We start from the raw sequence: 14,760 nt of genomic DNA on the forward strand, positions 1-14,760 counted from the left end.
CCCGCCGTCAGGTCATGTCGACGGCGATCTTGAGCTGACCCGGCCGCGGTGCGATGGCGGCGCCGAAGGCCGCCTGCACGTCTGCGACCGGGTGGACGTGCGTCACGTAGCCGTCCCGCAGTTCCGGGTGTGCCGCCAGGTAGGCACCGGCGTCGGTGAGCACCCGGCGCCGCTCCAGCGCGACCCCCGACCGCAGGGTGAGGTTCTTGCGCAGGAAGGTCATCATGTCGAACGGGTAGATCGGGTCGTCCGGGACGCCGAAGTAGAAGACCTGGCCGCCGTGGGCCACGGCGTCCAGCGCCGGCTGCAGCGTCGAGACCTGGTGGCCCACCGCCTCCACGACCACCGACGGCCGGTCGGCGTCGGACAGCGCGCCGGCCCACCGTTCGGCCCGGGCGGTGACCATCTCGTCGACGCCGAAGACGGACGCGACGTCGGTGCGGTCCACCGGGTCCACGCCGGTGACCCGCGCCGCGCCGCGGGCCTTGAGGACGGAGCTGAACAGCAGGCCGATCGGGCCCTGGCCGATCACCGCGACCGCCTGCCCCGACACGTCGCCGAGCTGCTCGACGGCGTAGAGCACGCACGCCAGGGGCTGGAGCATCACCGCGGTGGTGGGCGGCAGGGACGTGTCGTAGCGGGCCAGGCCCTCCCCGTCGGTGACCACGAGCTCGGCGAGGGCGTCGAACATCGACGCCCAGCCCACGACGAGGTCACCGGGGGAGTGCCCGGGGTGCTCGCTGGCGACGACCTCCCCGACCACCTCGTGCATCGGGAAGCCCGGCGCCCGGGTGGCCCCCCAGCCGTCCTCGGCGGCCGGGTGCGGCCACACGCCACCGCGGAAGTTGGGCAGGTCGCTGCCGCAGATGGCGCCGGCGCGGGGAGCCAGCAGCACGTGCCCGGGGGCCAGCGCGGCGGGGTCCGGGGCCGCGACCTCGACCTGCTCGAAGCGGAAGGGGCCGCTGAGCGTCTGTGCCCACATGGGTGCTCTCCGTCCTGCGTGCCGACGGTGCCGATCCGACCACACGCAGGGGAGCGCGGCGACCCGCCCGTCAGGTCCGGACGGAGGTCTCCGACTCGGCCGCGGCCGGCGCGGAGCCCTCCGGCGGCGCCTCCGGCTCGTCGAGGCGGTGGGCCAGCCGACCCGGCCACCACATCCACCGGCCGAGGTCGAGGGTGAGGGCGGTGACCAGCACCGAGCGCACGACGATCGTGTCGAGCAGGACGCCGAGTGCCACGGCGATCCCGAGCTGGGTCAGGAAGGTCAGCGGCAGGGTGCCGAGCACCGCGAACGTCGCCGCGAGCACCAGGCCCGCCGAGGTGATCACGCCACCGGTGGCGGCCAGCCCGACCAGGGCGGCCCGCCGGGTGCCGTGGTCGACGGTCTCCTCCCGCACCCGGGTCATCAGGAAGATGTTGTAGTCGATGCCGAGCGCGACGAGGAACACGAAGACGAACAGCGGGAAGGAGCTGTCGGTCGCGTCGACGCCCAGCGTCCAGCCGAAGACCAGCGCGCTCAGGCCGAGGGCGGCGCCGTAGGACAGCACCACCGTGGCCATGAGGAGCAGCGGCGCCACCAGCGCCCGCAGCAGCACGCCCAGCACGACGAACACCACCAGCATGATCAACGGGATCACCACGCGGTTGTCCCGCTGCGAGGCGTTCTGGACGTCCAGGTTGAGTGCGGTGTTGCCGCCCACCAGCGCCTGCCCGTCGCCGGCGTCGTCGAGCTCGGTGCGCAGCTCCGCGATGGTGGCGTAGGCGGCGGCGCTGTCGAACGGGTCGGCCAGCGAGGCCTCGACGAGCGCGGCGTCCCCGACCACCCGCGGCTCCCCGACCCCGGCGATGCCGTCGTGCGCGGCCACGGCGTCCGTGACCGCGCCGGCGGAGTCGGCCGTCGTCACCACGGCCACGGCGTTGCCCGCGACGGACGGGAAGTGCCGGGCCGCCGCGGCGTCGCCCTGGATGGACTCGGGAGACCCCCGGAAGCTCTCCGCCTGGGTCAGCCCGCTCGGGTCCAGGCGGAACACGGCGGTGCAGGCGAGCAGCAGCAGGACGCTGGTGACCACCCAGGTGGCCCGGGGACGCGGCCGGATCGCCGTCCCCACCCGGGCCCACAGCCCGGTCGCGCTCGGCTCGGCGCTGCCGAAGCTCGGCCGCACCGGCCAGAAGACCCAGCGCCCGCAGATCACCAGCAGCGCCGGCAGGAGCGTCATGAGCACCACGAGGGTCACGGCGACGCCGATCGCGGCGACCGGGCCGAGCCCCGCGGTCGAGTTCATCTCCGCGACGACCAGGCAGAGCATGCCGAGGACGACCGTGCCGCCGCTGGCCAGCACCGCCGGGCCGGCCCGGTGCACGGCCTCGGTCATCGCCTCGTGCCGGTCGGTGTGCAGCCGCAGCTCCTCCCGGTAGCGGGCGACGAGCAGCAGCGCGTAGTCCGTGCCGGCGCCGACGACCAGCACGGTGAGGATGCTGGCGCTCTGGGCGTTGACCGTGAGGTCGGCGTAGCGGGCGAGCAGGTACACGACGGCCTGCGAGCAGAACAGCGCGATGACCGCCGAGAAGATCGGCAGGATCCACAGCACCGGGCTGCGGTAGGTCAGCAGCAGGATCAGGATGACGACGCCCAGGGCGGCGAACAGCAGCGTGCCGTCGATCCCCGCGAAGGCCTCCGACGAGTCCGCCGCGCTGCCGGCGGGACCGGTGACGTAGGCCGTCAGCCCGTCCGGGCCCTCCGAGGCCTCGGCGCGGATGTCGTCGACGAGCGGCGCGATCGCCTCCCAGCCGTCGGGCCCCACGTTGAGCGGGACGACGAGCTGGAGCGCCTGCCCGTCCTCCGACGGGATCGGGCCCACCACGGGACCGTCGAGCGCCTCGAGCTGCCCGAACGCGCGGAGGTCCTCCTCGACGGCGGCGCCGTCCTCCGCGGTCAGTCCGTCGGTCCGCTCGTAGACGACGACGGCGGGGATGAGGTCGGGGTCGGAGCCGAGCTCGACCTGCCGCTCCAGGGCCCGGGTCGACTCGGCCTGCGACGGCAGCCACGCCGCGATGTCGTTCTCCTGCTCGTCGGTCAGCCCGCCGGCCAGGGGGGCCGAGACGCCGGCCAGCACCAGCCAGAGGACGAGGATGACCCACTTCAGACGCCGGTGGCTGACGCGGGATGCGAACGAACGGCCCATGGGAGGCCCTCTCCGAGAGCGCCGGGCCCCGCACCCCGGACGGCGACAGTGCGGCCCGGACGCTAGCGACGGGCGCGGCGGCCCGTCACCCGCCATTTCCGCGCCGGCGTCTCCCGGCCGGGCGTGCGCGTCGCCCACGTCACCGCAGGTGCACCCGCCGTGACCGGAACCGGGACCTCCGACCCGGGGAGGGGACTACGGAGCCGCCGCGGCCGCGTCCTGCGCCGGGTCGTCGTCGAAGCGCAGCGGCTCGGTGCGCCGGGGCATGGCCGCCACGGCCACGGCGATGACGACGGCGGTGACCGCGGTGGCGAGGAAGACCCCGTGCGAGGCGGCGTGCAGGCTCTCCCGCGCGTACTCGGCGACCGCGCCGCCCTGCGCCAGCGCTGCGGTGGTGCCGTCGACGTCGCGGGGGAGCTCTCCCTCCAGGCCCGGCGGCGGTGAGGCGAAGCGGGCGGCCAGCGTGGTGTTGGCGATGGCCCCGAACACCGCCGCGCCGATCGCCGAGCCGATCGAGCGGGAGAACATGTTGGTGCCGGTGACGACGCCCCGCCGGTCCCAGCCGACCACCGACTGCACCGCGACGATGAGCGGCGAGGACGACAGCCCCAGACCCAGCCCGGTGACGAACATGGTCGCGCCGACCTGCCAGAGGTGGGCGTCCTGTCCCAGCAGTGCCGTCGCCGCGGTGCCGGCCACGGCGAGGACGACGCCGATGAGCGCGGTGTTGCGGAACCCGATGCGCAGGTACACCCGGCCGGACAGGCTCGCCGCGATCGGCCACCCCAGGGTCAGCGCCGCCAGGGCGAAGCCGGCCTCGAGCGCGCTGGCGCCGAGCACGCCCTGCGCCCAGGTGGGGAGGTAGGAGCTCAGCCCGATCAGCAGGGCGCCGAGGCCCAGGGCGGCGAGGTTGCCGGTGACGAGGATGCGGCGGCGGAACACCCACGTCGGCAGCACCGGCTCGGGCGCGCGGCGTTCCACGAAGCCGAACGCCACGAGCAGCACCACCGCCGTCCCCAGGACGGCGATCGAGGTGCCCGACGCCCACGCCCAGGCGTTGCCCCCCTCCAGCAGGCCGAGGATCAGCAGCGCGCAGCCGGCCGAGAGCAGGACGGCGCCCGCGACGTCGAGGCGGTGCTGCCGGCGCTCCACCCGCTCGGTGAACCGGCGGTACAGCACCACCAGCGCGACCGCGCCCAGAGGCAGGTTGACCAGGAAGATCCAGCGCCAGGACAGGTAGTCGCTGAAGACGCCGCCGAGCGTCGGGCCGAGCACCGACGACGCAGCCCACACCGAGGCCAGGTAGCCCTGGACCCGCGCCCGCTCCTCGACGGTGTAGATGTCGCCGATGACGGTCATGCCGATCGGCTGCACCGCCCCGGCGCCGATGCCCTGCAGCGCCCGCCCCACGATCAGTGCCGGCATCGACCAGGCCAGGCCGCAGAACAGCGACGCGGCGACGAACACCGCGATGCCGAACAGCAGCACCGGCTTGCGCCCGTAGACGTCGGACAGCTTCCCGTAGACGGGGACGGTCACCGCCTGCGTGAGCAGGTACACGCTGAACAGCCACGGGAACTGGCTGAAGCCGCCGAGGTCGTCGACGACCGCCGGGACGGCCGTGGCGATGATCGTGCTGTCGAGCGCGATGAGCGCGGTGCTCAGCATCACCGCGCCGAGCACGGGCCCGCGCTCCGAGCGCAGCCCGACCGACGCGGGGGGAGGGGAGGTCACGCCGGACGACGAACGCACGCCGCCGGGAGGCGCATTCCCGCCGCCGCGGCACCACGGCGTGTCCTCCGGCCCTGGCGGGCGGAGGGAGCCGGGAACGAGCATGGCGCGATGGCCTTCGACGTCGACCGGTTGCTGCGCCTGTGGACCGAGCCGCTGCCCGGGGGACCGGCGGCGGAGGAGGCGTTCCGCGCCGTCTACACCGACCCGGTCACGGTCAACGGCTCGGCACTGGGCGCCGCCGACCTCGTCGCCCGCGCCCGGGCGCTGCAGCAGGCCTTCACGGACGCTCAGCGGCAGGTCGTCTCCGTCGTGGAGGACGGCGACCGGGTCGCGGTGGCGTTCCGGATGGGCGGCCGGCAGGTCGGCCCGCTGGCCACCTCGGCCGGGCCGCTGGCACCCACGGGCCGGCACGTCGAGCTGCGCGTCGTCGACGTCCTGACGGTCACCGGCGGGCGGATCAGCGACGTCTGGATGGTCGCCGACGAGCTGGGCGCCCTGGCCGCGGTCGGCGCCGTCGCACTGGTACCGGCCTCCTGACGTCCTGCTCCGACGCCATAGTGTGACCCGGGGCACAGCCGGCGCCCCGGGAGGAGGCGGCCGTGTACCCGGGGACCCACGCGCGGACGACACCGGAGAAGGCGGCGATCGTGGTCGCCGAGACGGGGGACGTCGTCACCTACGCCCGGCTCGACGAGCGGTCGACCCGCCTCGCCCGGGTCCTGCGGGAGGCCGGCCTGCGCCCCGGTGACCACGTCGCGTTCGTCTCCGACAACCGGCCCGAGGTCTTCGAGGTCTACTGGGCGGCGCTGCGCTCGGGGCTCTACGTCACCGGCGTCAACGCCCACCTGACCGCGGACGAGGCGGCCTACGTCGTCGGGGACTGCGGCGCCCGCGTCCTCGTCGCCTCCGCGGCGGTCGCCGACCTGGCCGCCGCGGTGGCCGCCCGGGTCCCGGCCCTCGAGCTGCGGCTGGTGGTCGGCGGCGACGTCCCCGGCTTCGAGCCGTACGCCGACGCGCTGGCGGCGGCGTCGGCCGAGCCGCTGGGCGACCAGCCGTGCGGCGCGGACATGCTCTACAGCTCGGGCACCACCGGCCGGCCCAAGGGCGTGCAGCCCGAGCTGCCCCAGCGCCAGGTCGACGAGCCCGGCGACACGGTGGCCGGCGTCTTCGGCCCGCTCTACGGCTTCGGTCCCGACACCGTCTACTACTCGCCGGCGCCGGTGTACCACGCGGCGCCGCTGCGCTTCGGCGCCATGGTGCACCGCTTCGGCGGCACCCTGGTCCTGGCCTCCCGCTTCGACGCCGAGGCCGCGCTGGCGCACCTCGAGCGGTACCGGGTCACGCACGCCCAGTTCGTGCCGACGATGTTCGTCCGCATGCTCAAGCTGCCGCCCGAGGTGCGGAACGCGTACGACGTCTCCTCGCTGCGGGTGGCGGTGCACGCCGCAGCGCCGTGCCCGGTCGAGGTCAAGCGCCGGATGATGGAGTGGTGGGGGCCGGTGCTCCACGAGTACTACGGCTCGACCGAGTCCAACGGCGTCACGCTCATCGGGCCCGAGGAGTGGCTGCGGCGGCCCGGGTCGGTCGGGCGGGCCGGCCTCGGCGTCCTGCACGTCTGCGACGACGACGGCGAGGAGCTGCCCCCCGGCGAGGTCGGGACGATCTGGTTCGAGCGCGACGAGATGCCCTTCGCCTACCACGGCGACCCGGACCGGACCGCCGAGGCGCAGCACCCGCGGCACCCGACCTGGTCCACGGTGGGCGACGTCGGCCGCGTCGACGACGAGGGCTACCTGTTCCTCACCGACCGCAAGGCGTTCATGGTCATCTCCGGCGGGACGAACGTCTACCCGCAGGAGGTCGAGGACGTCCTGACCCTGCACCCGGCGGTCCACGACGTCGCCGTCATCGGCGTGCCCGACCCCGACATGGGCGAGGTGGTGAAGGCGGTGGTGCAGCTCCCCGACGGCGTCGAGGGCGGTCCCGCGCTCGAGCGGGAGCTGATCGCGTTCGTCCGCGCCCGCATCGCCCACTACAAGGCGCCGCGCAGCGTGGACTTCGTCGACGAGCTGCCGCGCACGCCGACCGGCAAGCTGCAGAAGCACAGGCTGCGGGCGCGGTACGCCGCGGTGACCGGCTGAGGGGACGAGGAACGCGATGCGACTGGGACTGTCCCTCGGCTACTGGGGCGCGGGGCCCGACCCGCAGGCCGCCGAGCGGGTGGCCGCGGCCGAGGACCTCGGCTTCGACTCGATCTGGACCGCCGAGGCCTACGGCTCCGACGCCCTGACGCCGCTGGCCTGGCTCGGCGCCCGCACCACGCGCGTGCGGCTGGGCACCTCGGTCGTGCAGCTGTCCGCGCGCACCCCGACGGCGACGGCGATGGCCGCGCTCACCCTCGACCACCTCTCCGGCGGCCGCATGGTGCTCGGCATCGGTGCCTCGGGGCCGCAGGTCGTCGAGGGCTGGTACGGCCAGCCCTATCCGCGGCCGCTGGCCCGCACGCGGGAGTACGTGCAGGTGCTGCGGCAGGTGTTCGCGCGCGAGCGGGTGGAGTTCGCCGGCGAGCACTACGCGTTCCCCCACCCGGGCGGGACGGGCCTGGGCAAGCCGCTGCGCCCGACGGTGCACCCGCTGCGCGCCGACCTGCCGGTGCTGCTCGCCGCCGAGGGGCCGAAGAACGTCGCGCTGGCCGCCGAGATCGCCGACGGCTGGCAGCCGCTGTTCTACGCACCGCGGCAGGACGGGCACTACCGCGAGGCGCTGGCCGAGGGCTTCGCCCGCCCCGGCGCGCGGCGCACCGCCGGGGACTTCGAGGTCGTCGGCATGGTGCAGGTGGTGGTCGACGACGACGTCGAGGCCGCCGCCGACCGGCTGCGCCCGATGCTGGCCCTCTACATCGGGGGGATGGGGGCGAGGGGCGTCAACTTCCACCAGGACGTCTTCGTGCGGATGGGCTACGCCGACGAGTGCGCCCGCATCCAGGAGGCCTACCTCGCCGGTCGCAAGGACGAGGCGGCCGCGGCCGTCCCGCTGCGGCTGGTCGAGGAGGTCGCGCTCGTCGGCCCGCGCGCCAAGGTCGCCGAGGAGGCGCACGTCTGGCGGGACTCGCTGCTGACCACGATGGTCGTCGGCGGCGACCCGGCGACGCTGCGGACGATCGCCGAGGTGCTCGGCTAAGCCCCGGGCCGGGCCGGGCGCATCCCGCTGCGGCCGGCGCCGGCGGCCGCCTCCGACCGCAGCAGCGGCAGCGTCCGCCACGCGACCAGCTGCGACAGCGCGACGACGCTGGTCGAGCGCACCACCGCCGGCGACCGGTTGAGGTCGACGAGCACCTGCTGCAGCGCCTCGTGCGACGCGGCCGCCACCCGGCAGAGGACGTCGCCGCTGCCGGTGGTCGCGTGCGCCTCCAGGACGCCGGGGATGGCCTCGAGGTCGGCGCGGACGGCGTCGATCGCGCCCTGGGCGATCTCGAGGGTGACGAACGCCTGCACGCCGAAGCCGGCCGCGGTGACGTCGACGTCGGGCCCGTAGCCGGTGACGATGCCGGACCGCTCGAGGCGGGCGATCCGGGCGGTCACGGTCGCGCGGGCGACGCCGAGCAGCCGGGAAAGCTCCAGCGCACCGGCCCGCGGGTGCTCGCGCAGCGCCGCCAGCACCGCCAGGTCGAGCGCGTCGAGGTCGGCCACGTCGTCCTCCTCGTCCCGGCTGTACCGGTTGCCCAGCCGGACCGCCGGTCCGCTGTGCGAACCGTGCAGTCCGGTCAGTCCCGGAGGCGATGGTTGCACAGGCACGGGCGCCGGGAGTGTGCTGGAGGCCCCGCCGGAGGAGACAGGAGCGCCGCCGTGTCGATCGAGCAGACCCTGACCGACGAGGAGCGCCTCGCGCAGCTCGACCTCGACCAGCTGCGCCAGCTGGTCGGCCTGGTGGAGTACGACGAGTCCGCCGACCCGTTCCCCGTCTCGGGCTGGGACGCGCTGGTGTGGATCGTCGGCAACGCCGTGCAGGCGGCGCACTTCTTCCAGTCGGCGTTCGGGATGGAGCTGGCCGCCTACTCCGGCCCCGAGACGGGCAACCGCGACTCGCACGCGTTCGTGCTGCGCTCGGGGGCCGCGCGGTTCGTCGTCACCGGCGCCTACGACCCGGCGAGCCGGCTGGCCGACCACCACCGGGCGCACGGCGACGGGATCGCCGACATCGCGCTCACCGTCCCCGACGTCGACCGCTGCATCGCCCACGCCCGCGCGCAGGGCGCCACGGTGGTGACCGAGCCGCACGACGTCTCCGACGAGCACGGCACCGTGCGGCTGGCGACCGTCGCCGCCTACGGCGACACCGTGCACACGCTGGTCGACCGGTCGGCCTACACCGGCCCGTACCTGCCCGGCTACGTCGCCCGCAGCTCCACGCTGCAGCGCCGACCCGGCGCGCCGGAGCGGCTGTTCCAAGCCGTCGACCACGTCGTCGGCAACGTCGAGCTCGGCGCCATGGACACCTGGGTCGACTTCTACAACCGGGTCATGGGCTTCACGAACATGGCGGAGTTCATCGGCGACGACATCGCCACCGACTACTCCGCGCTGATGAGCAAGGTCGTGGCCAACGGCAACCACCGGGTCAAGTTCCCGCTCAACGAGCCGGCCGTGGGCAGGAAGAAGTCCCAGATCGACGAGTACCTGGAGTTCTACGGCGGGCCCGGCGCCCAGCACGTGGCGCTCGCGACCAACGACGTCGTGGGCACCGTCGACGCGATGCGCGCCGAGGGCGTCGAGTTCCTCGCCACCCCGGACTCCTACTACTCCGACCCGGAGCTGCGCGCCCGCATCGGCGAGGTGCGGGTGCCGATCGAGGAGCTGCAGGCGCGCGGGATCCTGGTCGACCGCGACGAGGACGGCTACCTGCTGCAGATCTTCACCAAGCCCACCGGCGACCGGCCGACGGTCTTCTTCGAGCTGATCGAGCGGCACGGCTCGCTCGGCTTCGGCAAGGGCAACTTCAAGGCGCTGTTCGAGGCCATCGAGCGCGAGCAGGAGAAGCGCGGCAACTTCTGAGCGGCGGAGACGGCCGTTCCCGCTGCACGACCGGGAGGCGGGGCGCTCTAGCCGCCGGCGGGTGCGGTGGCGGCGTAGGAGCCGGCCAGGCGGGCGAACCCCTCCTCGAGGCTCACGTGCGGGCGCCAGCCGAGGGCCTCGCGGGTGCGCCGCTGGTCGAACCAGTGCGCGGTGGCCAGCTGCTCGGCGAGGAAGCGGGTGATCGGCGGGACCTCCCGCCGGCCGGTGACCGCCCAGACGCCCTCGACGGCGGCGCCGGCGGTCCAGGCCGCCCGGAAGGGCACCCGGCGGCGCGGGGCGGGGACCCCGGCGGCCCGGCACAGCCGCGCGATGACCTCCGCGACCGGGCGGGGCTCGCCGTTGGAGACGACCAGCGCCTCGCCGTGCACCGGCCCGCAGGCGTCCACGGCGGCGACCAGGGCCGCGGCGGCGTTGTCGACGTAGGTGGTGTCGATGAGCGCCGCGCCCGAGCCGATCACCGGCAGCCGCCCGCTCCGCGCCCGCTCGATCACGCGCGCCACGAGCTGCGTGTCGCCCGGCCCCCACACCAGGTGCGGCCGGACCGCCAGCACGGCCAGCGAGGGGCCGTCCGCGGCCAGCGCGTCGCCCTCGGCGATCGCCTTGGAGCGCGAGTAACGGCCCCGCGCGCCCCCGGGATCGGCCGGTCCCGCGCCGACCCCGGTCAGCGCCGTCCCGGCGTGCGCCACCGACGGCGAGGAGACGTACACCAGCCGGCCGACGCCCGCGGCCAGGCACGCCTCGACGACGGTCCGCGTGCCCTCGACGTTCGCGGTGCGGTACTCCGCCCACGGGCCGGTCACGTCGACCTTCGCGGCCAGGTGCAGGACGGCGTCCTGGCCCCGGACGGCGCGGTCCACGGCGGCGCGGTCGGCGACGTCGCCCAGCACCTCCCGGCACGGCAGGCCCGAGGGGCGGCGCTGCAGCACCGTCACCTCGTCGCCGCGCCCGAGCAGCGCGGTGGCCGTCGCCCGGCCGAGCATGCCGCTCGCTCCGGTGACCAGCACCCTCAGGTGACCGACCCTCACGACCGGCGGGGAGCCCGGGCGCCGGCCAGCACGCGGGCCACGCGCCGGGCCACCTCGCCGCGGTCGACCTTCGACTGGTGCCGGATGTCCACCGGCAGCGCCGGGACGGTCAGCACCGCGGCGACGTCGACACCCGCGACCGAGCGGACGGCGTCGGCGAGGTCCGCGCCGGCCAGCCGCGGGCGCGACCGTCCCCGGCCGCGTCGCCGGCTCCCGGAGGGCACGACGACGACCGCGACGACCTGCGCCCCGGCTGGCCCGACGCCGACGGCCGCCGCGGCCGACACGCCCTCGAGGCGCTCGACCCGCTGCTCGATCCCGACGGGGGTCACCGGACCCGTGGCCGTGGTGACCACGTGCTGCAGGCGCCCCTCGATCCACAGCCGGCCCTCGGCGTCGAGGTGCCCGACGTCGCCGGTGCGGTGCCAGCCGGCGTCCCGGGACGTCGCGCGCTCCAGCGCCCACAGCGCGTCGTAGCGGTCCTTGACGTGCGCGGCCCGCACGCAGACCTCGCCGAGGGTGCCGGGGAGCTCGGTGAGCGGTCCGTCCGCGCGCCCGTCGGGGGAGAGGGGGCTGACCCGCACGGAGACGCCCGGCAGCGGGGCGCCCACGCAGACGCCCTCACCGTCGCCGGCGGCCTCGATGCCGGCGAGGGAGACGTCGGCGACGGGGAGCACCTCGGTCATGCCGTAGGGCGTGTGCGCGTCGGCGGCCGGGAGCACCGTCCGCAGCGAGCGCAGCAGCGACGCCGGGACGGGCGCGCCGGCGGACATGAGCAGCCGGACCCGTTCCAGTGCCTGCCGCTGGGCGGCCGACAGCTCCTGCGCGGTGGCCGCCACCCGCCGCAGCGCGGCAGGGGAGGCGAACACGACCGTCGCCTCCACCGCGGCCGCGGCGTCGGCCAGGGCGGCCGCGGTGAGCGACCCGGGTGCGGTGACGTCGACGTCGGGGACCGCCGACCCGATGCCGAGGGCGGGCCCGAGGATGGCGAAGGGCGCGAACGCCGCCACCAGCCGGTCGCCGGGCGTGAGGTCGTACGCCGAGCGCACCAGGTCGATCTGCGCGGCGGCCTGGCGGTGCGTGTAGACGACGCCCTTGGCCGGCCCGGTGGCGCCGGAGGTGAACAGCACGGCGCAGTCGTCGTCGACCGGGACCTCTGGGGGCACGGGAGCCGAGCGGCCGAGGAACTCGAGGTCGTCGAGGGTGTGCGCGGCGCCGAGCGCGCGCGGGCCCGCGGCGACGCGGATGCCGGGCAGGCCCATCAGGCGCGCGGCGGCCAGCCCCTTCCCGCTGCCGATCACGGCGTCGACCGCGGCGCTGCGCAGCGCACGGCGCATGCCGGCGAAGCCGAGGCCCTTGTCGGCCACGACGACGACCCCGCCGGCGCGCCACACGGCGTACACCGCCGCGGTGAGGTCGGCCGACGGCTCCACGAGCAGGGCGACGCGCTGCCCGGGACGGATCCCGGCCGTGGCGAGCCCGGCCGCGAGGTGCCGCACCCGCGCGGCGAGGGCGGACCAGGTCACGGTCGCGCCGCCCACCTCGACGACGGCGGCGGCGTCGTCGCCGGCCCGCTCCTCCAGGGCCGACCACAGGCGGCGCGCGGCGCCGTCGGCGGGGCCCGCCGGCCGGTCGGGGACCGCGCGGTCGGTCCCGAGGTCGGTGACCCACTGGGCCACCGCGCCGGCGTACTGCGGTGCGTCCTCGGGCAGCAGGTGGGAGGCGCCCTCGTAGCGGTGCAGCCGGGCCTGCGGGAGGCGTCCGCGCAGGTCGGTCAGATACCGCTCGCCGAAGACGGGGTCGCGGGGACCCCACAGCAGCAGCGCGGGGACGTCGAGGTCGCGGATGCCCCCGGCGATCGCCTCCTGCGCCGCGCGGGAGGGGTGACCGGGCGAGAACGGGATGTCGGCGACGAAGTCACCCACCGACCGGCGCCGCGCGCGCGAGCGGTAGGGGGCGGCGAAGGCACGGCGGACCTCGGCGGGCAGGGCCGGCCGGGACAGCGCCGTCGTCGCGCGGACGAACACGGGCGTGCCGACGGTGACGGCCGCGCGGACGCCGGGGGCGTCGGCGGCGCGGATGAGCACCGGTCCCCAGTCGCCCTCGGGCATGGCGACGGCGGTGTTGCACAGGACGACCCCGCGCAGGTCGGCGCGGTGCTCCAGCGCCCACCCGAGGGAGATGACGCCGCCCCAGTCGTGCCCGACGGTCACCACCGGGCCGGTGACGCCGAGGGCCGCGGTCAGGTCACCGAGGTCGGCGACCCGCTGCCGCAGCGGCCGGGGCGCGGCCAGCCGGTCGGACCACCCCATCCCGAGCTGGTCGGGGGCGACCACCCGCCACCCGGGCGGGGCGGCGGCGAGCAGCCGGCGCCACAGGTAGGACCAGGTGGGGTTGCCGTGGACGCACAGCAGCGTGCCCACCGGGTCGGTCACGCCGTTGTCGAGGACGTGCCAGGTGTGCTTGGTCCCGGCGGCGTCGGCGACGGCGACCGTGCGGGACCAGGCGGGGTCCAGGCCGGGCAGTGCCGGCGGGGAGCCCGCTGCGTGGTCCGCGGTCGTGGGGTCCGCCGTCACCAGGCGAGCTCGAGGCAGGAGACGTTGAGGCCCGAGCCGATGCCCATGAGGAGCACGCGGTCGCCGCCGGAGAGGGAGTCCTGCTGGCCGGCCAGCGTGTAGGGGACCGACGCCGGACCGAGGTTGCCGCGCACCGGGAACGTCGTCGGCACGAGGGCGGGGTCGATGCCGAACCGGTCGCACATCGCCTTGGTGTGCACCTTGGAGACCTGGTGGACGATGTAGCGGTCCATCCCGCGGGCCCAGTCCACCTCGGTCGCGGCGTCGGCCCACATGTCCTCCGACAGCGCCAGGCCGGCGTCGAGGAGCCCCTTGAGGTCGGTCCGCATGAGGTCGTTGTCGCCGACGCACAGCTCGTGGTGCTCGGTCCCCGCCCGGCTCACCGACGCGACGAGGCGGTGGCCCTCGGGGTGCCGGTCGGCCCGGCCGAGGACCATCGCGACGGCGCCGGACCCCAGCGTCAGGGTGGCGAACTGCGCGATCACGTCCTTGGACGTGGTGCCCGGCTCGTTGAGCCGCTCGAGGGTGCGCTCCTGCACCGGCTGGGAGTCCTCGCCGTTGACGACGAGCGCGTACTCGACCATGCCGGAGTCGATCATCGCGGCGGCCAGCTCCATGCCGTTGACGAACCCGAGGCAGGCGTTGGTCACGTCGAAGTTCTGGCAGGAGCGCGGCAGGCCGAGCGCGTGGTGCACAGCCACCGCGGTGGAGGGCTCGAGGTACTTGCGGCTCACCGATGTGTTGACCATGAGACCGATGGCGGCGGGGTCGACGCCGCTCTCGCTGATCGCCTTGGCGCCGGCCTCGGCCGCGCCCTCGACGAAGGTGGCACCCTCGCCCCACCACCGGCGCTCGCGGATGCCGGCCAGGCGCTCGAGCAGGCCGGGCCGCAGCCCGACACGGCGGTAGGTGTCGGCGAGCGCGTCGTCGAGCGCGTCGGAGGTGACGACCCGGCTCGCGTCGGCGGTCTGCAGTGCCAGGACGGCGGTGTTGCCGAACCTGTGTGTGGCGTTACCGCCCATGTGCTGGGTCCTGTCCTCGGGGCGGCGTCCTGCTGCGCCGCCGTCATCAGGTAGGCACTACCCGACCGGCTTTCGCGCCATTCCGCCGGTCTGCGCGCTGCACCCGGTGCGGTGGGTGAGTTCCCGCACGTGAGGGGGCCGCGGGGCTG

11 protein-coding genes are annotated in these 14,760 nt (G+C 75.5%); 4 read left to right on the plus strand and 7 right to left on the minus strand.

The window, feature by feature from the left end:
* Positions 1-7: 7 nt before the first annotated feature.
* The 3 genes from BM414_RS18050 to BM414_RS18060 form a co-directional block, all read right to left on the minus strand.
* Positions 8-982, minus strand: coding sequence for a zinc-binding dehydrogenase (locus BM414_RS18050; RefSeq protein ID WP_093581555.1), 975 nt, complete (start codon positions 980-982; stop codon positions 8-10).
* A 70-nt stretch (positions 983-1,052) separates the two neighbouring features.
* A complete protein-coding gene (locus BM414_RS18055) occupies positions 1,053-3,182 on the minus strand; it encodes an MMPL family transporter (protein ID WP_093581557.1) in 2,130 nt (709 codons plus the stop codon).
* 195 nt (positions 3,183-3,377) lie between these two features.
* Positions 3,378-4,916, minus strand: coding sequence for an MDR family MFS transporter (locus BM414_RS18060; RefSeq protein WP_245784811.1), 1,539 nt, complete (start codon positions 4,914-4,916; stop codon positions 3,378-3,380).
* Between the two features lie 108 nt (positions 4,917-5,024).
* Here BM414_RS18060 and BM414_RS18065 point away from each other — a divergent pair, with 108 nt between their 5' ends.
* The 3 genes from BM414_RS18065 to BM414_RS18075 all read left to right on the plus strand — a co-directional run bounded on the left by BM414_RS18065 (position 5,025) and on the right by BM414_RS18075 (position 8,096).
* Positions 5,025-5,453 (plus strand): ester cyclase, encoded by a 429-nt coding sequence (locus BM414_RS18065; protein ID WP_093581560.1) that lies wholly within the window; start codon positions 5,025-5,027, stop codon positions 5,451-5,453.
* 62 nt (positions 5,454-5,515) lie between these two features.
* Entirely contained in the window at positions 5,516-7,057 is a 1,542-nt protein-coding gene (locus BM414_RS18070; RefSeq protein WP_093581561.1) for an acyl-CoA synthetase, read from the plus strand.
* Positions 7,058-7,073: 16 nt separating this feature from the next.
* On the plus strand, positions 7,074-8,096 hold the full coding sequence (locus tag BM414_RS18075) for an LLM class F420-dependent oxidoreductase (RefSeq protein WP_093581563.1): 1,023 nt from the start codon (positions 7,074-7,076) through the stop codon (positions 8,094-8,096).
* On the opposite strand, the gene BM414_RS18080 is transcribed toward BM414_RS18075, so the two are convergent.
* Positions 8,093-8,605 (minus strand): Lrp/AsnC family transcriptional regulator, encoded by a 513-nt coding sequence (locus tag BM414_RS18080; RefSeq protein WP_093581565.1) that lies wholly within the window; start codon positions 8,603-8,605, stop codon positions 8,093-8,095. The two genes, BM414_RS18075 and BM414_RS18080, sit on opposite strands and share 4 nt — an antisense overlap.
* 156 nt (positions 8,606-8,761) lie before the next feature.
* Here BM414_RS18080 and hppD point away from each other — a divergent pair, with 156 nt between their 5' ends.
* Positions 8,762-9,967 carry a 4-hydroxyphenylpyruvate dioxygenase gene (hppD, locus tag BM414_RS18085; RefSeq protein ID WP_093581567.1) on the plus strand — a complete coding sequence of 402 codons (1,206 nt, stop codon included), beginning with the start codon at positions 8,762-8,764 and terminating at the stop codon, positions 9,965-9,967.
* A 47-nt stretch (positions 9,968-10,014) separates the two neighbouring features.
* On the opposite strand, the gene BM414_RS18090 is transcribed toward hppD, so the two are convergent.
* From BM414_RS18090 to BM414_RS18100, 3 genes are read right to left on the minus strand one after another with little or no spacing between them, the layout of a single operon-like run.
* A complete protein-coding gene (locus BM414_RS18090; protein ID WP_245784819.1) occupies positions 10,015-11,013 on the minus strand; it encodes an NAD-dependent epimerase/dehydratase family protein in 999 nt (332 codons plus the stop codon).
* A complete protein-coding gene (locus tag BM414_RS18095) occupies positions 11,010-13,589 on the minus strand; it encodes an alpha/beta fold hydrolase (RefSeq protein ID WP_093581569.1) in 2,580 nt (859 codons plus the stop codon). The genes BM414_RS18090 and BM414_RS18095 overlap by 4 nt, the downstream gene beginning before the upstream one ends.
* Entirely contained in the window at positions 13,586-14,611 is a 1,026-nt protein-coding gene (locus tag BM414_RS18100; protein ID WP_093581570.1) for a 3-oxoacyl-ACP synthase III, read from the minus strand. The genes BM414_RS18095 and BM414_RS18100 overlap by 4 nt, the downstream gene beginning before the upstream one ends.
* Between the last annotated feature and the right edge of the window lie 149 nt (positions 14,612-14,760).

Source organism: Geodermatophilus amargosae, from assembly GCF_900116515.1.
In the GTDB taxonomy this organism is placed as follows: Bacteria; Actinomycetota; Actinomycetes; order Mycobacteriales; family Geodermatophilaceae; genus Geodermatophilus; species Geodermatophilus amargosae.

Bases quoted from the DNA above. Each gene is read 5' to 3' on its own strand.
- BM414_RS18050 (WP_093581555.1), bottom strand. From the start codon at position 982: ATGTGGGCACAGACGCTCAGCGGCCCCTTCCGCTTCGAGCAGGTCGAG.
- BM414_RS18055 (WP_093581557.1), bottom strand. From the start codon at position 3,182: ATGGGCCGTTCGTTCGCATCCCGCGTCAGCCACCGGCGTCTGAAGTGG.
- BM414_RS18065 (WP_093581560.1), top strand. From the start codon at position 5,025: ATGGCCTTCGACGTCGACCGGTTGCTGCGCCTGTGGACCGAGCCGCTG.
- BM414_RS18075 (WP_093581563.1), top strand. From the start codon at position 7,074: ATGCGACTGGGACTGTCCCTCGGCTACTGGGGCGCGGGGCCCGACCCG.
- BM414_RS18100 (WP_093581570.1), bottom strand. From the start codon at position 14,611: ATGGGCGGTAACGCCACACACAGGTTCGGCAACACCGCCGTCCTGGCA.